General features: G+C 66.4%; 20 protein-coding genes. 15 read left to right on the top strand and 5 right to left on the bottom strand.

Going from position 1 to position 18,915, the window contains the following annotated elements:
* Positions 1–357 precede the first annotated feature (357 nt).
* The gene (locus WC729_RS18695) at positions 358–489 is read left to right on the top strand and encodes a hypothetical protein (protein WP_372855575.1); all 132 of its coding nucleotides are present in this window, start codon (positions 358–360) and stop codon (positions 487–489) included.
* Positions 490–730: 241 nt separating this feature from the next.
* On the opposite strand, the gene WC729_RS18690 is transcribed toward WC729_RS18695, so the two are convergent.
* Positions 731–1,996 carry an acetyl-CoA C-acyltransferase gene (locus WC729_RS18690; RefSeq protein ID WP_372855573.1) on the bottom strand — a complete coding sequence of 422 codons (1,266 nt, stop codon included), beginning with the start codon at positions 1,994–1,996 and terminating at the stop codon, positions 731–733.
* Between the two features lie 125 nt (positions 1,997–2,121).
* Between WC729_RS18690 and WC729_RS18685 the strand changes: the two genes are divergently transcribed.
* From WC729_RS18685 to WC729_RS18675, 3 genes are read left to right on the top strand one after another with little or no spacing between them, the layout of a single operon-like run.
* Complete coding sequence (locus WC729_RS18685) at positions 2,122–2,451, top strand: ArsR/SmtB family transcription factor (RefSeq protein WP_372855571.1); 330 nt, start codon at positions 2,122–2,124, stop codon at positions 2,449–2,451.
* Complete coding sequence (locus WC729_RS18680) at positions 2,448–2,882, top strand: SRPBCC domain-containing protein (protein WP_372855569.1); 435 nt, start codon at positions 2,448–2,450, stop codon at positions 2,880–2,882. Before WC729_RS18685 ends, WC729_RS18680 begins: the two co-directional genes overlap by 4 nt.
* A complete protein-coding gene (locus tag WC729_RS18675; RefSeq protein ID WP_372855567.1) occupies positions 2,882–3,433 on the top strand; it encodes an SRPBCC family protein in 552 nt (183 codons plus the stop codon). Before WC729_RS18680 ends, WC729_RS18675 begins: the two co-directional genes overlap by 1 nt.
* A 124-nt stretch (positions 3,434–3,557) precedes the next feature.
* On the opposite strand, the gene WC729_RS18670 is transcribed toward WC729_RS18675, so the two are convergent.
* Positions 3,558–4,754 (bottom strand): acetyl-CoA C-acyltransferase, encoded by a 1,197-nt coding sequence (locus tag WC729_RS18670; protein WP_372855565.1) that lies wholly within the window; start codon positions 4,752–4,754, stop codon positions 3,558–3,560.
* A 204-nt stretch (positions 4,755–4,958) separates the two neighbouring features.
* On the opposite strand from WC729_RS18670, the gene WC729_RS18665 reads away from it, so the two are divergent.
* The 3 genes from WC729_RS18665 to WC729_RS18655 all read left to right on the top strand — a co-directional run bounded on the left by WC729_RS18665 (position 4,959) and on the right by WC729_RS18655 (position 8,519).
* Positions 4,959–5,654, top strand: coding sequence for a response regulator (locus WC729_RS18665; protein WP_372855563.1), 696 nt, complete (start codon positions 4,959–4,961; stop codon positions 5,652–5,654).
* Positions 5,651–7,207, top strand: a complete 1,557-nt coding sequence (locus WC729_RS18660) for an ATP-binding protein (protein WP_372855561.1) — start codon at positions 5,651–5,653, stop codon at positions 7,205–7,207. The genes WC729_RS18665 and WC729_RS18660 overlap by 4 nt, the downstream gene beginning before the upstream one ends.
* Positions 7,208–7,343: 136 nt before the next feature.
* Positions 7,344–8,519, top strand: a complete 1,176-nt coding sequence (locus tag WC729_RS18655) for an NAD(P)/FAD-dependent oxidoreductase (RefSeq protein ID WP_372855559.1) — start codon at positions 7,344–7,346, stop codon at positions 8,517–8,519.
* Between the two features lie 415 nt (positions 8,520–8,934).
* Here WC729_RS18655 and WC729_RS18650 read toward each other — a convergent pair whose 3' ends face one another.
* A complete protein-coding gene (locus tag WC729_RS18650) occupies positions 8,935–9,858 on the bottom strand; it encodes a sensor domain-containing diguanylate cyclase (protein ID WP_372855557.1) in 924 nt (307 codons plus the stop codon).
* A gap of 83 nt (positions 9,859–9,941) precedes the next feature.
* Positions 9,942–10,685 carry an HAD-IIB family hydrolase gene (locus tag WC729_RS18645; protein WP_372855555.1) on the bottom strand — a complete coding sequence of 248 codons (744 nt, stop codon included), beginning with the start codon at positions 10,683–10,685 and terminating at the stop codon, positions 9,942–9,944.
* 143 nt (positions 10,686–10,828) lie between these two features.
* Here WC729_RS18645 and WC729_RS18640 point away from each other — a divergent pair, with 143 nt between their 5' ends.
* The 7 genes from WC729_RS18640 (at position 10,829) to WC729_RS18610 (ending at position 17,820) form a co-directional block, all read left to right on the top strand.
* Positions 10,829–11,209: a hypothetical protein gene (locus WC729_RS18640; protein WP_372855553.1), complete on the top strand. Its 381-nt coding sequence runs from the start codon at positions 10,829–10,831 to the stop codon at positions 11,207–11,209.
* 90 nt (positions 11,210–11,299) lie between these two features.
* On the top strand, positions 11,300–12,994 hold the full coding sequence (locus WC729_RS18635) for a DEAD/DEAH box helicase (protein WP_372855551.1): 1,695 nt from the start codon (positions 11,300–11,302) through the stop codon (positions 12,992–12,994).
* A gap of 174 nt (positions 12,995–13,168) precedes the next feature.
* Positions 13,169–13,567, top strand: coding sequence for a hypothetical protein (locus tag WC729_RS18630; protein WP_372855549.1), 399 nt, complete (start codon positions 13,169–13,171; stop codon positions 13,565–13,567).
* A gap of 245 nt (positions 13,568–13,812) precedes the next feature.
* Positions 13,813–14,913 (top strand): histidinol-phosphate transaminase, encoded by a 1,101-nt coding sequence (hisC, locus tag WC729_RS18625; RefSeq protein WP_372855547.1) that lies wholly within the window; start codon positions 13,813–13,815, stop codon positions 14,911–14,913.
* Positions 14,913–15,626, top strand: a complete 714-nt coding sequence (locus WC729_RS18620; protein WP_372855545.1) for a haloacid dehalogenase type II — start codon at positions 14,913–14,915, stop codon at positions 15,624–15,626. The genes hisC and WC729_RS18620 overlap by 1 nt, the downstream gene beginning before the upstream one ends.
* A gap of 72 nt (positions 15,627–15,698) precedes the next feature.
* A complete protein-coding gene (locus WC729_RS18615) occupies positions 15,699–16,814 on the top strand; it encodes a DUF47 family protein (protein WP_372856625.1) in 1,116 nt (371 codons plus the stop codon).
* A gap of 7 nt (positions 16,815–16,821) precedes the next feature.
* Positions 16,822–17,820, top strand: a complete 999-nt coding sequence (locus WC729_RS18610) for an anion permease (protein ID WP_372855543.1) — start codon at positions 16,822–16,824, stop codon at positions 17,818–17,820.
* Positions 17,821–17,822: 2 nt separating this feature from the next.
* Here WC729_RS18610 and WC729_RS18605 read toward each other — a convergent pair whose 3' ends face one another.
* Positions 17,823–18,080, bottom strand: coding sequence for a hypothetical protein (locus WC729_RS18605; protein ID WP_372855541.1), 258 nt, complete (start codon positions 18,078–18,080; stop codon positions 17,823–17,825).
* Between the two features lie 230 nt (positions 18,081–18,310).
* On the opposite strand from WC729_RS18605, the gene WC729_RS18600 reads away from it, so the two are divergent.
* Positions 18,311–18,880 (top strand): TetR/AcrR family transcriptional regulator, encoded by a 570-nt coding sequence (locus tag WC729_RS18600; RefSeq protein WP_372855539.1) that lies wholly within the window; start codon positions 18,311–18,313, stop codon positions 18,878–18,880.
* Positions 18,881–18,915: the final 35 nt, after the last annotated feature.

The following is an 18,915-nucleotide window of genomic DNA, read 5'->3' as shown; positions in this document are numbered from 1 at the left end:
AAATACCGGGTACGAAAACCTTCCCGGATTGTGGTGCCGTGCCGCCTGATATCAGGTCGTGCAGGCTATATGGATCGATCTGAGCAAGTATCGCCTGTCTCGCTTTCTATGATTTTCACTTTCTGGAAGGGTGGTATCATGGATTTTCGCAGTTCTGCCGGCGCATTGAAAATACGCTATGCATCCGGCCTCAGGGCCTGGACCAGGCCGCGCGTAACGCTGCTCGATCCCTGCAATATCCCTCGCGAAGTCCAGGAAGAAATCGCGCGCCAACTGAAGGACCTGCCGGTTCGGTCATAGGTCGGTCCGCCGGTGGCGCGCTTTCGTTGTTCGCGCATTGCTAGGGATCAGGACGTCATGGTTCGAGAAATTGCCGGATTCACCCTTGTCGCGTTGCTCATGCTGTCGGTGCTGGCGGGCATGGTCCTGCTCGTGAAGAGCCGGCGAAAGCGACGGACGCGGATGCCGCGGCTGAACATCCTCGATTGACCGCCAGCGGGCCGGCTTTCCGGGGCCACCCGGTCCCTCGGCCGACCTGTGCGCCTTCAGGTCCCGTCAGCGCCGATGTCGCGCGGTTCGCCGCGCAGCACCGTTCCCGTTCGAGAAGCGTTGAAAGAACAGTCCAGCCAGCACCAGCGGGAAACGTGTCGCAAGTTTCATCGGCACCCCGTCGGCAAGGCCGAAACGCAATGCCGGGCTCGGCTGCCAGCGGTGCTCAAAGTCAACGAATCTAGGGCCGCCGCAACAACGATACCGTGCCGTGCCCGCCATCGGCGCACACGCTTACCACTGCCCAGGTCCCGCTCGGTTTGTCCCACAGCTCCTTCACGGCCTGGCTGAAGTCGCGCGCACCCGTCGCGGCAAAGGGATGGCCGATCGCCACTGATCCGCCGTTCGGATTGACCCGGTCCCAGGGGAAGGGACCGAAATCGAAATCGACGCCGGCGCGGTCGCGGGTCCAGCCCGGTTTCTCGAGCGCGGCGACATTGGCCAGCACCTGCGCCGAAAACGCCTCATGGATTTCCCACAAGGCGACATCCTCATAGCGCAGCCCGTGACGCGCCAGCAGCCGGGGGATGGCGAAGCTCGGCGCCATCAGCAACCCGTCCTCGGCATGGTCGACCGCCGCGATCTCATGGTCGATCAGTTCGGCATGCGGCGTGCCCTCGGGCAGTTTCTTCAGCCCGGCTTCGGTGGCGACCCAGCAGGCCGCGGCGCCATCGGTGATGGGGGAGCTGTTGCCCGCGGTCAGCGTGCCCTTGCCGCTGGTCTTGTCGAAGGCGGGCGGCAGGCTGGCGAGCTTCTCCGCCGAGGTGTCGGCGCGCGGATTGGCGTCGCGGCTGATCTCGGGCAACGGGATGACGAGATCGTCGAAGAACCCGTTCTCCCAGCCGGCGACCGCGCGCTGATGGCTCTTCAGCGACCAGTCGTCCTGCGCCTCGCGCGAAATCGCCCAGATCTGCGCCGTCTCTTCCATATGGTCGCCCATGGTCCGCCCGGTGATGCGGTTGGCGAAGCCCTTGATCGGCAGTACCAGATCGTTCGGGGTCAGCGCCTGCAAGGCGGCCAGTGCCGTGGCCGGGTCGGTGCGGAACAGCTTCACGATCCGCTTCGACGCGTCCAGCTTCAGCCCGATCGGCGGGTTGCTCATCACTTCGGAACCACCGACCAGCGCCAGGTCCTTGTCGCCGCCGAGCATGCCCGCCGCCGCGAACGCCGCGACCATCGAGGTCGAGCAGGCCAGCACTGCGGAGAAGGACGGTACGGTCGGGTCGAGCCCGGCATCGAGCCAGATCTCGCGCCCGATATTGCTCCAGCCAAGGCTCGGGATCACCGTGCCCCAGACGAACAGGTCGGGCCGTGCGACTGCCGCCATCGCCTGGGCGACCGGCACTGCCATGGTGATCGCGTCATGGTCGGCGAGCGCCCCGCCGCCACGCCCGAACGGCGTTCGCAGACCGGCGGCGATATAGATGGGCTGGGCGAAGCGCTGCATGTCCGGTCTCCTTCGTTTCGTGGCCGATCTGGTCATGCGAAACGCTTGCCGCAAGCACCCGCCGCCAAGAAGAATTATTCAACCAGTTAGTTGACAATGGCGTTGCTACGGCCATATTAAACCATATGGTTGAACGACTCGACATCACCTTCGCCGCGCTCGCCGATCCCACAAGGCGTGCGATGCTTGCCAGCCTCTCGGGCGGCGAGCGCAGCATCGGGGAACTGGCCGCACCGCATGCGATGAGCTTTGCCGGCGCCTCGAAACATGTCCAGGCACTGGAGCGAGCCGGGCTGGTCGAGCGCCGCAAGGCCGGCCGGCAACAGCTGTGCCGCCTGAAGGCCGAGCCGCTGCGCGAAGCCCAGGCCTGGCTGCGGCAATGGGAGGCATTCTGGAACGAGCGGCTCGATATCCTCGATGAGCTGCTCAAGGCCGAAAAGGAGAGAGCGGAATGACCGCACCCGTTATCCTTACCGTCACCCGCGATTTCGACGCGGCGCCCGAAGCCGTGTTCGACGCGTGGCTCGATCCCGCAAAGGCGGGCAAGTTCCTGTTCAAGACGCCCGACGGCGAGATGCGAACGGTCGAGATCGACGCGCGTGTCGGCGGCCGCGCGCTGATCGTCGAGCGCCGCGCCTCGGGCGATGCCCATCACCGCCTGAAATATGAGGTGATCGATCGTCCGCACCGCCTCGTCTTCCTGTTCGCCGCTGATCCGGCGGAGGAAGGCGCATGGACTCGCGTGTCGATCGAGATCGCCGCGAAGGGGCAGGGCGCGACCCTGATCCTCACGCACGCAATGGACCCTGAATGGGCCGCTTACGAAGACCAGACCCGCAAGGGCTGGACAATGATCCTCGACACGCTCGCTACCATATTGGAGTAATGACCATGTCCACCCTCGACTATCCTGCCATCGAAAAGACCGCCCCCGGCACCATCCGCCTCGAACGCGTGCTCGACGCGCCGATCGACACCGTTTGGCGTTATCTGGTCGACGCCGATCTGCGGGCGCAATGGTTCGCCGGCGGCACGCTCGAGCCGCGCGTCGGCGGCGCGGTCGATCTCGTCTTCGATCACGACAATCTCTCGGCCGACGACGTGCCCTACCCGGAGAAATATTGCGAACATCGGGGTGCCATCTCCCATGAGAAGGTGACGGCGTTCGAGGCACCGCATCTTGTCGCCTGGAGCTGGGACGGCGCCAAGGAAGGCGAGGCGCGGTTCGAGCTGACCGCGATGGGTGACAGGACGCGGCTGGTGCTGACCCACAGCGGCATCTCGGGTCCCGCCGGCCTGACCGATTTCGGCGGCGGCTGGCATTCACATCTGGCTGTGCTGGAGACGAAGCTGTCGGGCGGTACGGTACGCGACTTCTGGGCGCTGCATGCGGAATCCGAACGGCTGGTCAAGGAGGCTTTGAGTCAGGACGCCTGACCCAACCCATCATCGTCATGCCGGACTTGTTCCGGCATCCATGCTTCCGCGAGCGCAACCAGCGTTGCGTTTGCGGCACCATGACCCCCGGAACAGGTCCGGGGTGACGGGTGGCATCGTTACTTCAAACCACCTCGAACAACCCCGCGGCCCCCATGCCGCCGGCAGTGCACATCGACACCACCACATAGCGCACGCCGCGCTTGCGCCCCTCGATCAGCGCATGGCCGACCAGCCGTGATCCGGTCATCCCGAACGGGTGCCCCACCGCGATCGCGCCGCCATTGACGTTGTACGTCTCGGGATCGATGCCGAGATGGTCGCGGCAATAGAGGCACTGGCTCGCGAATGCCTCGTTCAGCTCCCACAGTCCGATATCCGCCACCGACAGCCCGGCCCGTGCCAGCAACTTCGGGATCGCGAACACTGGCCCGATGCCCATCTCGTCCGGCCCGCATCCCGCCGCCTGGAAGCCGCGATAGATGCCCAGGATCTCCTTGCCCTCGGCTTCGGCGGTCTTCCGGTCCATCAGGATCTGCGCCGAGGCGCCGTCGGACAGCTGGCTGGCATTGCCCGCCGTCACGTTCGATCCAGGCCCGGTGAACTCGCCGCCCGGCCATACTGTCTTCAGTCCACGCAGCGCCTCGAGCGTCGTCCCGGCGCGGATGCCTTCGTCCTGCGAGACGGTCACCGACTCGACTCCGGTGCGGTTGCCCTCCTTGTCGAACACGGCCTTCTCGACCGTGATCGGGGCGATCTCTTCCTTGAACGCACCCCGTTCCAGCCCGGCCGCCGCGCGCTGCTGGCTCTGCGCGCCATAGGCGTCCTGCGCGTCGCGGCTGATGCCGTAGCGCTCGGCGACGATCTCGGCGGTCTCGATCATCGGGATATATGCGGCCGGCTCCTGCGCGATGACTGACTTGTTGATGAAGCGCGGCGCATCCTTGGTCACCGTCAGGCTGATCGATTCCATGCCCCCGGCCAGCGCCACGTCCATCTCGTCGCACATGATCGACCGCGCCGCGAGCGCCACCGCGGTCAGCCCCGATCCGCATTTCCGGTCGAGCGTGAACGCCGGCACGCTCTCGGGCAGATTGCCCGCGAAGATCGCCATCCTCCCCGCATTGCCGCCCTGCGTCCCCCATTGGCCGCCGACCCCCCAGAACACCTCGTCGATCCGCGCCGGATCTACTCCCGCACGCTCCACCGCCGCATTCATCACATGCCCCGCGAGCACCGGCGCCTCAGTGATGTTGAACGCGCCGCGATAGGCCTTGCCGATCGGGGTACGGGCCGTGGCGACGATGGCGGCTTCACGCATGGAGAGTCCTTTCGAGGATCGGGTATGGTGAGCGCTCTAGGCGCGATGGAGGGGTTTGGGAAGGCCGCGCGTCTGCACAATTTCTCCACATGCGCCGGATGAGCAGTCGACGACGCGCGCCTAAACCCCACCCGTCACGCCGGACTTGGGCATGACATGGAGTAAGTCGTTGACCGCCAGACCCGCAGGATCACAATGAAACCCATGAGCCACCGCATCCTCGTCGTCGACGACGACCCCCATATCCGCGAGCTGCTGGTCTTCGCGCTGGGCAAGGCCGGCATGCAGCCGAGCGAAGCCGCGGACGGGCAGGAAGCGTTCGAGGCGATCGGCCGGGAAATGCCCGACCTGATGGTGCTCGACATCAACATGCCGCGCCTCAACGGCCTCGACCTGTGCCGGCGCCTGCGCGCCGCGGGCGGGGCAGGGGCGGGGCTGCCGATCCTGTTCCTCTCTTCGCGCGACGACGAAATCGACCGGATCGTCGGCATCGAGATCGGCGGCGACGATTATGTCGTGAAGCCCTTCTCCCCGCGCGAGGTCGTCGCCCGGGTCGGTGCCATCCTCAAGCGCGGCGTGCCGCCGCCCGAGCCGGAGAATGTCGTCCGCAACCGCCTGACCCTCGATACCGATGGCTGGGAAGCGCGCTGGGACGGCGCGCCGGTGCCGCTGACCGCGACCGAATTCCAGCTCCTGCTGCTGCTCGCCGCCAATCCGGCCAAGGTCTATACGCGGGACGCGATCATCGATCGGCTGCATGGCCCCGGCTTCGCCATCACCGATCGCACGATCGACAGCCATGTCCGCAATCTGCGCGCGAAATTCGAAGCCCTGTCGGTGGGGGCCGACCTGATCGAGACCCGCGCCGGCATCGGCTACCGGATCGGCGCCTGTCATTGATCGGAGCGCTCAAGACCTTCGCCAAGGCGCATTGGCCGAAGCTCAAGCTGCGCTCGATCCTGTTCGGCACCCTGTTGTTCGTCGCGGCCCTGCCCGGCGTCGCCGCCCTGTTCCTCCGAGTCTACGAAAACACCATCGTCCAGCAGACCGAGGCCGAGCTGATCTCGCAAAGCGTCGTGCTGGCATCGGCGTATAAATCGGCGTGGCGGAACGGCGTGCCCGATACGTCGCGCCGCCTGCTCGCGCCCGAGATCCCGACGATCGACCTGCGTACCATGCCCGTCCTGCCGCCGCGCCCGGCCGAGACGCGGCGCGGCCTGCCGGATCGCCACGCCGCACTCGTCTCCTGCATCCTGATGCCGATGGCGAGCGACGCCGCGGCGGTGACCCTGACCGCGACCCGTCTGCTCGACGCGAACGGCATCGTCGTGCTCGGCCGCGACGACGTGATGCTGAATTACGACAATCTGCCCGAGGTCCGCACCGCGCTCGCCGGCAGTCCGCGCACCGTCTTGCGTGAGCGCAGCCGCAATGAGGCGCGGAGCTGGCTCGCCGTGTTCAGCCGCGCTTATGCGATCCGCGTGCACCACGCCCGGCCGGTGATCGACCAGGGCAGGGTGGTCGGCGTGGTCATGCTGTCGCGCACGCCCCGCGGGCTGTTCGTCGGCCTCTACCAGGATCGCGGCAAGATCCTGCTCGGCATCGGCCTGATCTTCACGACTCTGCTGGTGCTGGTTGCCCTGCTCTCGCGCGGCATCGCTCGCCCGATCGACGCACTGGCCCGGGCAAGCGAGGATGTCGCGCGAGGCCGGGTCGATGTGCCCGAGACGCCGGTCACCGCTGCGGTGGAGATCGCGCAACTCTACGACAATTTTCGTGCCATGGCCGACCGGATCGAGCGCCGCTCGCGCTACCTCAAGGATTTCGCGGCGGCGGTCAGCCACGAGTTCAAGACGCCGCTGGCGGGCATCCGCGGCGCGCTGGAACTGCTCGACGAACATGGCACGGCAATGAGCGAGGAGGAGCGTCGCCGCTTCATCGCCAATGCGTCGGCCGATGCGGACCGGCTGTCGCGGCTGGTCCAGCGCCTGCTCGACCTCGCCCGCGCCGACATGGCGAGCATCGACGCCGGCGCCCGCGCCGATATCACTGCCTCGGCCCGGCGCGTGGCGGATTCCTTCCGGTCGGACAGCTTCGCCGTGCAAGTCGCCGCCGCCGATGTGCCGATGGCGCGCATCACGCCCGAAGTGGTCGAGACCCTGCTCGAAACCCTGGTGGAGAACAGCCGCCAGGCCGGCGCGTTCCGGGTGAGCATCCGTATCGAACCGGCTGACGGTGATGTCATCCTGTGGGTCACCGACGACGGCCCGGGCATCGCGGTCGCCGATCTGGAACGTATCTTCGAACCCTTCTTCACGGGCCGCCGCGAAGCGGGCGGGGCAGGGCTCGGCCTCGCCATCGCGCGCTCATTGCTGGCCGCTACCGGCGGCACGATCGTGGCGAAGGAGGTTCCGGCGGGTGCGTGCTTCCGGCTCCGTCTGCCGGTGGCGTGAACTTCCCCTCTCCCAGCGGGAGAGGGGTGGCCTGCGCAGCAGGTCGGGGTGAGGGCGACCAGCCTTGTCACCCTCACCCTTCCGCCGCTACGCGGCTCCCTCCCTCTCCCGCCGGGAGAGGGATAATGTGGATCCCATGACCCAACCCTATGACACCATCATCCTCGGCGCCGGCGCCGCCGGCCTGATGTGCGCCCTTACCGCCGGCCAGCGCGGGCGCCGCGTCCTGCTGCTCGATCACGCCGACGAGCCCGGCAAGAAGATCCTCATCTCGGGCGGCGGGCGCTGCAACTTCACCAACATCAACACCGCGCCCGACCGATATCTCTCCGCCAACCCGCATTTCGCCAAGTCGGCGCTGGGCCGCTATTCGGCGCAGGACTTCATCGACCTGGTCGATCGTCATGGGATCAAATGGCACGAAAAGACTCTCGGCCAACTCTTCTGCGACGGCTCGGCGAAACAGATCGTCGCGATGCTGCTCGACGAATGCGACGCCGGAAACGTCGCCATCGGCCTCGGCCAGCCGATCCGCGCGATCGACCATGCCGATGGCGAGTACCGCGTCACTTATGGCGACCGCACCGTCACCGCGCCCTCGCTGGTTGTCGCCACCGGAGGGCCGTCCATCCCGAAAATGGGCGCGACCGGCTTCGCTTATGATCTCGCCCGCCGCTTCGGCCTGAAAATTGTCGAACCGCGCCCGGCCCTGGTCCCCTTCACCCTGGGCGGCGAGGAAACCCTGTTCCGCTCGCTCTCCGGCGTCGCGGCTGAGGTCGTCGCGCGCTGCGGCAAGACCGCCTTCCGCGAGGCCGCCCTGTTCACCCACAAGGGCCTGTCCGGCCCGGCGATCCTCCAGATCTCCTCCTATTGGCGCCACGGCGAGTCGATCGGCATCGATTTCCTGCCCGATCTGAAGCCGAACTGGCTGGCCGAGGCAAAACGGACCAATCCGCGCACCGCTTTCCGCAAGCTGCTCGCGACCCACCTGCCGTCGCGCCTCGCCGAAACCCTCGCTGATAGACTTGGTGTGGAGGGCGACCTCGGCGCCCAGACTGACAAGCGCCTCGACGAAGCCGCCCGTCGCCTCGCCGACTGGCGCTTCACCCCCAACGGCACCGAAGGCCTGGCCAAGGCCGAAGTCGTCGCCGGCGGTATCGCCACCGACGGCCTGTCCTCGCAGACGATGGAGGCCCGGAAAGTGCCCGGCCTCTACGCGATCGGCGAGGCGGTCGACGTCACCGGCTGGCTCGGCGGCTATAATTTCCAATGGGCCTGGGCCAGCGGCTGGGCCGCGGGTCAGGTGATTTAGCTTCTGACCTTCTCCCTCTCCCCTTGTGGGAGAGGGAAGGGGCCCATCGCTCTTGCGATGGGAAGGGTGAGGGGGACACTCGCGAAAGTTCCGAACCTCACTCCCTCTCATCCGGCGCTTCGCGCCACCTTCTCCCACAAGGGGAGAGGGATAAATGCCGCGCAAGGCGTGATTCAAACGATCTTGTGAAGCTGATAAAATAACCAGCGTACCCTGTCGCTGGATCGCCCTGCTGCCGGCCGCCCCTCGATTGCCTTGGGGGCATGACAAAAGTCTCCAACACCTGCGTCCCGGAAGTGGCGGTTTCCCCTCGTATTTGTTCCACGAGACGGCCGCAGACGCCGACGAATTTTGTCACACTTTCCAACAAGACCGCGGTCGCATCAGTCGGCGTCCCGCGCACGCCGGAAATACATCACGCCGCCAATTGCCACCGGCTCCGCCCGGCGCGCTTCGCCGCATAGAGCGCTTCGTCAGCCCGGCACACCAGCTCGCGCAGCGAGATATCGCCCTCCTCGGTGCACGACACCCCGACGCTCGCGCCGATATGCGCGAAGGCCCCGTCCACTTCGTACACGGTGCCGAGCTGCTTCACGATCCGCGCTGCCGTCTTCTCCGCCAGCAGGCGATCGGCATGGTGCATGATGATGCCGAACTCGTCCCCGCCGACGCGCGCCACGAAATCGCCCTCGCGAATCTGCAGCGGCAGGCGTCGGCCGACTTCGGCCAGAACCATGTCGCCCGCCTTGTGGCCCAGCCGGTCGTTGATGTGCTTGAAATGGTCGAGGTCGATCAGCAACAGGCTCGCACTGTGCCCCAGCGGGCCGGACAGCGCCTCCTCGAAGCCGCGCCGGTTGTACAGCCCGGTCAAATGATCGGTGACCACTTGACGCTGCAGCCGGACATTGACCTCCTGCAGCGCCTGCCGCGCTTCCATCCGCTCGGTCAGGTCGACCACTTCGGAGATGAAGCGGATCGGCGTGCCGTCCTCCTCGCGCACCACCGTCGCGGTCAGCAGGACATGGACGATGCTGCCGTCCTTGTGGAGATAGCGCTTCTCCATCTGATAGCTGTCGCGCTCGCCGCGCATCACTTCGTCGAACAGATGCAGGTCGGCGCGGATGTCGTGCGGATGCGTGAAGTCGGCAAAATGCATGCCCGCCAGCTCGCCCGGCGCGTAACCCAGCACCGCCGCGAACGGCGCATTCACTTCCTCGCAGATGCCGGTCACGGCGACGATGGCCTTGCCTGTCGCCGCTGCATGGAACGCTGCCTTGAACATCTGCCGGCTGGTGCGGAGTTCCCGCTCCAATATGCCGACATCCCCATTCGTCACCATGCCCGATCCTGCAGCCTGACCGCGAAGCCTATCCGCGTTTCGGGGGACGATAGGGCGCCGGGGTTAACGAGTGATTTGCTGTCTCATTTCTGACATGCGACGATCGCTGCGATCACCGAGAGTGTATCCTCGGGATCACGCACCCGAACCGTGTCCAGCCCAAGCTCCTTGGCGGGATAGTCGTTGCCGCCCGGGAAGATCGCATCGCCGATGAACATCATCGCGTCCAGTTCGATGCCGCTCGCATCGCGCAGCTTCTTCAGGCCGTACGCCTTGTCCACGCCTTCGCGCGTGATGTCGATCGAGGTCGCGCCGCCCATGTTGATCGACAGGCCGGGCAGGCGCTTGCGCAGATCGGCCTGGATCACCTTGCGCTTGGCGAAATCGGGATCCCAATGTTCCTTCGCGTCGAGCGGCGCCTGCTGGCCGAGCGCCGAAAAGGTGATCTGGCTGCCGCGATCCTCGATCCGTTCGCCCCAGGTTTGCTCGGGCACGAAGCCGGTTGCCTTCAGCGAGGCGTCGAACGCCGCGAAGATCGCCTGTTTCTGCGCATCGTCGAACAATTCGGCATAAACGGCCGACCAGGCGCCGTCATATCGGTAGAGCTTGGTACCCGTAGTGGGCATCAGCCACAGCCGGGTCAGGTCGGCGCGGGCGGGCAGTCGGCTCGCCACCTGCTTTTCGAACTGCGGCCAGTCCCCGCCCGAGATGACCGCGACATGCGCCACGCCGAGCAGATCGGCAAGCGCGTCGCCCATCGGCTCCTGCAGCGGCTGCTTGCTCTCGGCGAGCGTTCCGTCGAGGTCGAACGCAACCAGCTGCTTCATGCCATGCTCCTGAAAAGGGTTCTGCCGCAGTGCGGCGAGACTGGGTGCAAGCGCCTCATCCCGCCGGAAGTTCCGCCGTGATTCCACGCATCTATGGAACCGTTATGGAATCGCATCGTTCGTGCCCAATAACAGGGGGCATCATGTCAGCGCGGAATATCTTCACCTGGTCGGGTCGTACGCAAACCGGGCTTGGCCTGTTCGCGGCGTCGCTGATCTATCTCGTCGTCGCCGCGCCCAACGCGGTCGCGATCGCCTTTGCGGTCGGTGCGGGCGCGTGCCTTGCGTTGACCGGCATCACCGGCGCGCGCTTCTGGCTTACCATCCTCACCCTGCTGATGCTTGGGGTCTCCGGCGCGGGCCTGTTCGCCGCCTTGGTCATCAACAGCTATGTGCTGTTGCCTGTTGCGCTCGCCCAGATCGTGGCGGTCTCGCTGATCGAGGGCCGGCCCGAGAGCGATTGGGTCGCCGACTCGACCGCCCGGCCCGGGCTGCTTTCGGCGTGGAAACGGCAGCGCATCTGACCCATTTTCGTCATGGGCGTGCTTTAATCCGGATTATCTGCTAGGGGCCCGCTTTGCCGCGACGCCGCGTGCCCCCATATCCGGAATATCATGCCCTTCTCAACGCTGCCCACGCTTCTTGCCGAAGCGCTCTCCGCCCGTGGTTACGCCGCGCCCACTCCCGTGCAGGCCGCGGTGATCGAACCAGAAGCCGAAGGCCGCGACATGATCGTCTCGGCGCAGACGGGTTCCGGCAAGACCGTCGCCTTCGGTCTCGCCATCGCCCCCCAGCTTCTCGGCGAGGACGGCACCTTGCCGCCGGCCCGCGCGCCGCTCGCCCTCGCTATCGCGCCGACTCGCGAGCTCGCGCTCCAGGTCAGCCGCGAGCTCGCCTGGCTCTATGAAAAGGCCGGCGCGAAAATCGCCACCTGTGTCGGCGGCATGGATGCCTCCAGCGAACGCCGCGCCTTGTCGCGCGGCGCCCATATCGTGGTCGGCACGCCCGGCCGCCTGCGCGACCATATCGAACGCGGCGCGCTCGATCTCGGTGCGCTCAAGGCCGTCATCCTCGACGAAGCCGACGAGATGCTCGACATGGGCTTCCGCGAAGATCTCGAGCAGATCCTCGATGCGACCCCCGATCAGCGCCGCACGTTGCTGTTCTCGGCGACCATGCCCAAGCCGATCGTGGCGCTCGCCAAGCGCTACCAGCGCGACGCGCTGCGCATCTCCACCGTCGGTGAGGATCGCGGCCATGGCGACATCAGCTATCAGGCAGTCACTGTCGCCCCGGCCGATATCGAAAATGCCGTGGTCAATCTGCTGCGCCTGCACGAAGCCGAATCGGCGATGCTGTTCTGCGCGACGCGCGACAATGTCCGCCATCTCCATGCCAGCCTGGTCGAGCGCGGTTTCGCCGCCGTCGCGCTGTCGGGCGAGCATAGCCAGAACGAGCGCAACGCCGCGATGCAGGCACTGCGCGACCAGCGCGCCCGCGTCTGCGTCGCGACCGACGTCGCCGCGCGCGGCATCGATCTGCCGACGCTCAGCCTGGTCATCCATGTCGAGCTGCCGCGCGATGCCGAAACCTTGCAGCACCGTTCGGGCCGCACCGGCCGCGCGGGCAAGAAGGGCACCGCGGTCCTGATCGTCCCGTTCCAGCGCAAGCGCCGGGTCGAGATGATGCTGCGCGGCGCGCGCATCGCGGTCGAATGGGTCAACGCCCCGACCGCCGACGACATCCGCAAGGCCGATCATACCCGCCTGCTCGAAATGCTGCTCGAGACGGTAGAGGTCGATGACGACGACCGCGCGCTCGCCGCCACGCTGATGGAGCAGAAATCGCCCGAGGATATCGCGGCGGCTTTGGTCAAGACCTATCGCGCGCGCCTGCCCGCCCCGGAAGAGATGCTCACTCAGGGCGCTGCCCAGCCTGCCGGCAAGGAGCATCACCGCGAGGGCTTCGACGATATCGTCTGGTTCCGCATGGACATCGGCCGCCGCCAGAATGCCGATCCGCGCTGGATCCTGCCGCTGATCTGCCGCCGCGGCCACATCACCAAGAATGAGGTCGGCGCGATCCGCATCGGCCCGAACGAGACGGCGTTCCAGATTCCGCGCGCCATCGCCGGCAAGTTCATGGCCTCGGTCAAGCGCACCGTCGGCGAAGAAGCCGAGGGCGGCGTCCAGTTCGAGGTGATGGAAGGCGGCCCGGAACAGGCATCGCGCGAGCCGCGTCGCCACAACGGCCCCGCTCCCGTGCGTCACCAGCCGCGGCCGACGCTCCGCAAGCGCCCCAGGAACTAACCTCTCCCCGAGGTTCACCGTCACCCCGGACTTGTTCCGGGGTCCATGGTTCCGCACACGCAACATCGGCGACGCCTGCGGGACGATGGATGCCGGAACAAGTCCGGCATGACGATAGGGGATAGGGAATTTTGCTGTTCCAGTCGGGCCGGAATCCTTCTAGTGCCCGCGCCCATGAGCAAATCAGCCACCGACGTGATGCAGGACATCGTCTTTTCCGCCGTCATCGATTCGATCGGTGCGCTGAAGGCCGCCTCGAAGGGCGTGCCCAACACGCTGCTGCGCGACCTGAATTCGGTGCATGCGAACACCACGCTCGCCGATCTGCCGCCGGAGCTTCAGGCGGCGATCGCGACGAACGTGCGTGCGGCGTTCACGCGGCTGCTCAAGGAAGGCTATAATGTCGCGCCCGCCGGCTCGGCCGCGCCGCGTACGCCGCCGCCGCCACGCCCGGTCTCGCGCGACGCCCAGCGCCACCGTCGTCCCAATGCGCCGCCGCCCAAGCCCGGCGGCAGCGACCCGACCAAACCCCGCGGCCCAAGGCCGAATCGTCCGCCCAAGCCGCGCGGCTGATCCGCCTGCTCCTCTCCCGATGGGGAGCGGTGAAACCATCAATGTGGGGGAAATGACTAGGCCGGGAGGATCACCCCCCGGCCTAACCCGCTGCCAGCAGATGTGAGCCCACAGGCAGGAGAAGCTGTATATTGGGCCTCCCCGGCCCTTTTTCAAATCTCGTATTTTTCCGTACCGCTGTGCCGAACGGCTCCGGCGGCATGCCGGCATTGCGGAGAACAAGGTTCGACCTTAGGGCACGCGGCATGACCGCACCGAAACCCAAAGACTGGATCATGGCGATCGCCCCCTATGTGCCGGGGCGCTCCACCACTGATGCCGGCGCACCGATCGCCAAGCTGTCGTCGAACGAGAATCCGCTCGGCACCAGCGAGCAGGCCCGTGCTGCCTTCCTCGCGCATGTCGGCGATCTCTACCGCTATCCCGACGCCAGCGCGGCCGAGTTGCGCGAGGCGATCGGGGCGTATCACGACCTCGATCCCGCCCGGATCATCTACGGCACCGGCTCGGACGAGGTGCTCCACCTCGCTGCCGGCGCTTATGCCGGCCCGGGAGACGAGGTCATCTTCGTCCATTACGGCTTCGCGGTGTACGAGATCGCCACGCGCCGCGTCGGCGCGACCCCGGTGGTCGCGCCCGACAAGGATTATGCGACCGATGTCGACGCGATCCTCGCCTGCGTCACCGATCGTACGCGCATCGTCTTCATCGCCAATCCCAACAACCCGACCGGCACCTATGCCCCGCGCGGCGAGATATTGCGTCTCCACGCCAACCTCCCGTCGGACGTGATGCTGGTGATCGACCAGGCCTATTCCGAATATCTGACGCCGGAAGAGGACGATGGCGGCCTCGATCTGGCGCGCCACGCGCCCAACGTGATCGTCACGCGCACCTTCTCCAAGATCCACGGCCTCGCGGCCGAGCGGATCGGCTGGGGTTACGGTTCGGCCGAGGCAGTCGCCGCGATGCACCGCATCCGCGCGCCCTTCTGCATCACCACCGCCGGCCAGAAGGCGGCGATCGCTGCACTCGGCGCGGCCGATTTCGTCGAGCACAGCCGCACGCACAATATCGAATGGCGCGCCTGGCTGGCGGGCGAGATCGCCAAGCTCGGCAATGCCGGCCTCCGCGTCGTGCCCAGCCACGCGAACTTCCTGCTCGTCCTGTTCGAAGGCAGGCTGACTGCCGAGGTCGCCTATCGCCAGTTGATGGAGCGCGGCATCATCGTCCGCTGGCTGCCGGGGCAGGGCCTCGCGCAGGGCCTGCGCATGACCATCGGCACCGAGCAGGAAACGCGCGTGCTGGCCGATGCGCTGCGCGAGATCGTCGCTTCGGAAAGCTGATGGCGGCGCCGATCGAGGCGCTGGCGTTCGACGTGTTCGGCACGGTGGTCGACTGGCGCACGAGCATCGCGCGCGAGGCGGCGTGCTTCTTCGCCGATCTCGAGCGTCCCGACATCGATCCCGCCGGTTTCGCCGATCAATGGCGCGGGCTCTACCAGCCGGCGATGGAAGAATGCCGCGCCGGCCGTCGGTCCTTCGTCCGGCTGGATGCGCTCAATCGCGAGACGCTCGACACCCTGCTCGACCGCCACGGCGTGACCGGCGCGGAAGAACAACGGCTCGACCATTTCGCCCATGCCTGGCGCCGCCTCGATCCCTGGCCCGACGCGGTCGAGGGGCTGACCCGGCTCAAGGCACGCTATCCGATCGTCACCCTTTCCAACGGCAATATCGCGCTGATGCTCGAAATGGCCCGGCGCGGCGGCTTGCCCTGGGACGCGATCCTCGGCGCGGAAGTGACGGGCGCCTACAAGCCCGAACCGCGCGCCTATCTCGGCACTGCCGAAGCGCTGGGCATCGCTCCCGCGAACCTTTGCCTCGTCGCCGCACACCATAGCGATCTCGCCGCCGCCCGCGCCTGCGGCCTTGCCACCGCTTATGTCGATCGCCCGCTGGAATATGGCGGCCGGCCCGCCCCCGACCGGCATTTCCGGCAGGAATGGGACTATCTCGCCGACAGTATCACGGACCTTGCCACCCGGCTCGGGTGTTGATCTACTGGACTTGTTCGCGCTGACGTGATTCTGAGTCCGCTGTCACAAAAGTGACACGTGGAGCCACACCAGATCGACCAGGTCGCCGCCCTTCCATATCGTATCGCCGCCGATGGCAGTGCCGAGGTGATGCTGATCACCTCGCGTGATTCGGGGCGCTGGGTGATTCCCAAGGGCAACCCGATCAAGGGGCTGGCCTCGCACGAGGCCGCCGCCGCGGAAGCGTTCGAAGAGGCCGGCGTTCGCGGCATCGCCTGCCCTTCGCCGATCGGCAGCTTCTCCTACACCAAGCGCCGCCGCGCCGGGCGCGATCGCGATCTGCGCGTCACGGTCTATCCGGTCGCCTTTGTCGAGCAGGTCGCGGACTGGCCCGAACGCCACCAGCGCGACACAAGCTGGTTCGATCTCCCCCGCGCCGCCGTTGCGGTCGACGAACCCGAGCTGAAGACACTCATTGCAGCTTTCCGAGCGCCGGTGATTCCGGCTAGTCTGGCGCAGCGCGCCCTTCCCGCGTTCCGGACCCAGGCTAGAAAGAGGATACCGATGGTCGCGTGGTTCCAGGCGCTGATGCCCAAGCAGGGCCGATTCTTCGATCAGTTCGAGGCGCACGCCGCGACCCTCGTTGCCGGTGCCGATGCGCTGGCCCGCCTGCTGCACAATCAGGGCCCGATCGCCGAGAACATCGCTGCGATCGTCGATCACGAACATGCCGCCGACGACATCACCCGCGACGTGCTGCAGGACGTCCGCCGCGTGTTCGTCACCCCGTTCGATCGGAGCGCGATCACCAGCCTGATCGGCGTGATGGACGATGCGATCGACCAGATGAACGGCACCGCCAAATCGATCGAGCTCTACGAAGTCACCAGCTTCGAGCCGCAGATGCGCGACATGGCCGGCATCGTGGTCGAGGCAGCGCGCATCACGGCGGAGGCGATCCCGTTGCTCCGCTCGCTGGGGCAGAATTCGGCGCGCCTGCACGATCTCACTGCCCGCCTGATCAGGATCGAGGGCGATGCCGACGACATCCACGATGCCGGCCTGAAGGCCTTGTTCAAGGCGCACGGTGCCACCGCGCCGATGGACTTCATCGTCGGACGCGAGATCTACAGCCATCTGGAAAAGATCGTCGACCGGTTCGAGGATGTCGCGAACGAGATCCAGGGTCTCGTGATCGATCACGCCTGAGCGCCCGGTGACGCTTTCCCTTCCCCTGCTGATCGGCCTGATCGGCGTTGCCCTGCTGTTCGACTTCCTGAACGGCCTGCACGATGCCGCCAATTCGATCGCGACCGTCGTCTCGACGCGGGTGCTGAAACCGCATCATGCGGTGCTCTGGGCCGCCTTCTTCAACTTCATCGCCTTTGCCGTGTTCGGCCAGCATGTCGCGCAGACCGTCGGCACCGGCATCATCTCCACTCAGATCGTCGATCCGCAGGTGATCTTCGCCGCCTTGATCGGCGCGATCGTGTGGAACGTCATCACCTGGATGCTCGGCATCCCCTCGAGCAGCAGCCACGCGCTGATCGGCGGCCTGCTCGGCGCGGGCATCGCCAAGGCCGGGCTCAGCGTCGTCGTGTGGGCAGGTGTGTTGAAGACGGTGGTCGGCATCTTCGCTTCGCCCGCGGTCGGCCTGGGGCTCGCGCTGGTGCTGGTGCTGATCGTCGCCTGGACCAGCCTCAAGCTCACCCCGCTCGGTGTCGACAAGCGTTTCCGCAAGCTGCAGCTCCTGTCGGCGGCGGCCTATTCGCTCGGGCATGGCGGCAATGATGCGCAGAAGACGATGGGCATCATCACCGTCCTGCTCTTCTCGCAGGGCATTTATCACGGCGAGTTCCATGTGCCCTTCTGGGTGGTGCTCGCCTGCCAGGCGGCGATGGCGTTCGGGACGATGTCGGGCGGGTGGAAGATCGTGCACACCATGGGCTCGAAGATCACCCGGCTGACCCCGGCTCAGGGCTTCTGCGCGGAGACCGGCGGCGCGATTACCCTGTTCATGGCGACCTTCGGCGGCGTGCCGGTGTCGTCGACTCACACCATCACCGGCGCGATTGTCGGGGTGGGCGCGGCGCGGCGCTTCTCCGCGGTGCGCTGGAACGTCGCCAGCAACATCGTCATCGCCTGGTTCGTGACATTGCCCGCCGCGGCACTGGTCGCCGCGCTGACCTGGTGGATTACGGGGCTGTTCCTCTAGGACTATCTGTCGCAGGAGACGTTGCACGTTCCCGTGCCGCGACGCGCCAGGGCCGCACTGGCACTTGCCTCCGTTCGATTGTTCAACTCGTCCCATTCCAGCTTGGTCAGGCAGAAGCGCCTGGCCATGATCGTGCCGGTCGGCACGATCATCCGGCAGATCTTCCTGCTCGTATCTACTGGCGCCGACGTGACACCCTGGGGCGACTGGCCCGAAGCAGCGGCAGCCGCCGCGATGATCGCCGGCATCATGTACATCATTCGAATCTCTCCCTGTTCGACTGGGTCGAGCGATATCCCGGTCCCAATCGCGCACCGTCCCCTTTTCCGGCTGAACGTCATATCTGAGCGGCTCTGCGCCTGATCTCGATCGGCAGTCGGATGGAGCGTCCCCCGGTCCGGCGAGATTCGTCCAGAAACACAAGATCGTTTGACTCCGTCGTTCCTGAAAGATACCGGACGGTCGGTTTTAACGGCCATCGGTTTTCGTCATGATCCCACCCTCGGGCTATGAACGGCGCAAGGACCCTGAAAAGGTCCGGCTCGCCCTTACCTTGGCGGCAGCGCACCTGATTGCGGAGCGGGGCCTGTCCCGCCTGACGGTCGACGCCGTCGCCAAAGCCGCCGGGGTTACCAAGGGCGGCCTGTTCCACCATTTCCCGTCCAAGCAGGACCTCGTCCTTGGCGTGCTCGGTGCGATGATCGACTTCGCCAACGAGACGCTGGAAGCGATGATGGCGACCGATCCGGAACCGCATGGACGCTTCACCCGCGCCTATCTCAAGGGCGTGTTCGCCGACCAGAAGCTGGGCGGACACACCTCGTCCCGGACCTTGTGCCTGGCGATGCTCGCCGATCCCGATCTGCAGGATGGCTGGGGGAAATGGGTCGAGGGCCGCATCGCGCTCCATGCGGCGACTGACGACAACCCGGCCTGCGCGCTGGTCCGCCTCGCCGCCGACGGCGCCTGGCTGAACTCGCTGCAGCACCCGACCGACCCGCCGCCGCTGCCGGCCGAAGTGTTCGAGATGCTCATGAGCCTCACCTACCCCAGTCGCTGATCGCACCCAAACCCGATCCCCCTTTTACCGGCCGC

Origin of the sequence: Sphingomonas sp. (assembly GCF_041661825.1) — a bacterium.
Classification (GTDB): Bacteria; Pseudomonadota; Alphaproteobacteria; order Sphingomonadales; family Sphingomonadaceae; genus Sphingomonas.
The sequence above is the reverse complement of the archived record's forward strand: the minus strand, read 5'-3'. Positions and strand labels throughout refer to the sequence as shown.

Coding starts and splice junctions, on each gene's coding strand:
- WC729_RS18630 (WP_372855549.1), top strand. CDS start 13,169: ATGAGCAAATCAGCCACCGACGTGATGCAGGACATCGTCTTTTCCGCC.
- WC729_RS18620 (WP_372855545.1), top strand. CDS start 14,913: ATGGCGGCGCCGATCGAGGCGCTGGCGTTCGACGTGTTCGGCACGGTG.
- WC729_RS18680 (WP_372855569.1), top strand. CDS start 2,448: ATGACCGCACCCGTTATCCTTACCGTCACCCGCGATTTCGACGCGGCG.
- WC729_RS18650 (WP_372855557.1), bottom strand. CDS start 9,858: ATGGTGACGAATGGGGATGTCGGCATATTGGAGCGGGAACTCCGCACC.
- WC729_RS18665 (WP_372855563.1), top strand. CDS start 4,959: ATGAGCCACCGCATCCTCGTCGTCGACGACGACCCCCATATCCGCGAG.
- WC729_RS18695 (WP_372855575.1), top strand. CDS start 358: ATGGTTCGAGAAATTGCCGGATTCACCCTTGTCGCGTTGCTCATGCTG.
- WC729_RS18645 (WP_372855555.1), bottom strand. CDS start 10,685: ATGAAGCAGCTGGTTGCGTTCGACCTCGACGGAACGCTCGCCGAGAGC.
- WC729_RS18685 (WP_372855571.1), top strand. CDS start 2,122: ATGGTTGAACGACTCGACATCACCTTCGCCGCGCTCGCCGATCCCACA.
- WC729_RS18690 (WP_372855573.1), bottom strand. CDS start 1,996: ATGCAGCGCTTCGCCCAGCCCATCTATATCGCCGCCGGTCTGCGAACG.
- WC729_RS18605 (WP_372855541.1), bottom strand. CDS start 18,080: ATGATGTACATGATGCCGGCGATCATCGCGGCGGCTGCCGCTGCTTCG.
- WC729_RS18675 (WP_372855567.1), top strand. CDS start 2,882: ATGACCATGTCCACCCTCGACTATCCTGCCATCGAAAAGACCGCCCCC.
- WC729_RS18655 (WP_372855559.1), top strand. CDS start 7,344: ATGACCCAACCCTATGACACCATCATCCTCGGCGCCGGCGCCGCCGGC.
- hisC (WP_372855547.1), top strand. CDS start 13,813: ATGACCGCACCGAAACCCAAAGACTGGATCATGGCGATCGCCCCCTAT.
- WC729_RS18670 (WP_372855565.1), bottom strand. CDS start 4,754: ATGCGTGAAGCCGCCATCGTCGCCACGGCCCGTACCCCGATCGGCAAG.
- WC729_RS18600 (WP_372855539.1), top strand. CDS start 18,311: ATGATCCCACCCTCGGGCTATGAACGGCGCAAGGACCCTGAAAAGGTC.
- WC729_RS18635 (WP_372855551.1), top strand. CDS start 11,300: ATGCCCTTCTCAACGCTGCCCACGCTTCTTGCCGAAGCGCTCTCCGCC.
- WC729_RS18640 (WP_372855553.1), top strand. CDS start 10,829: ATGTCAGCGCGGAATATCTTCACCTGGTCGGGTCGTACGCAAACCGGG.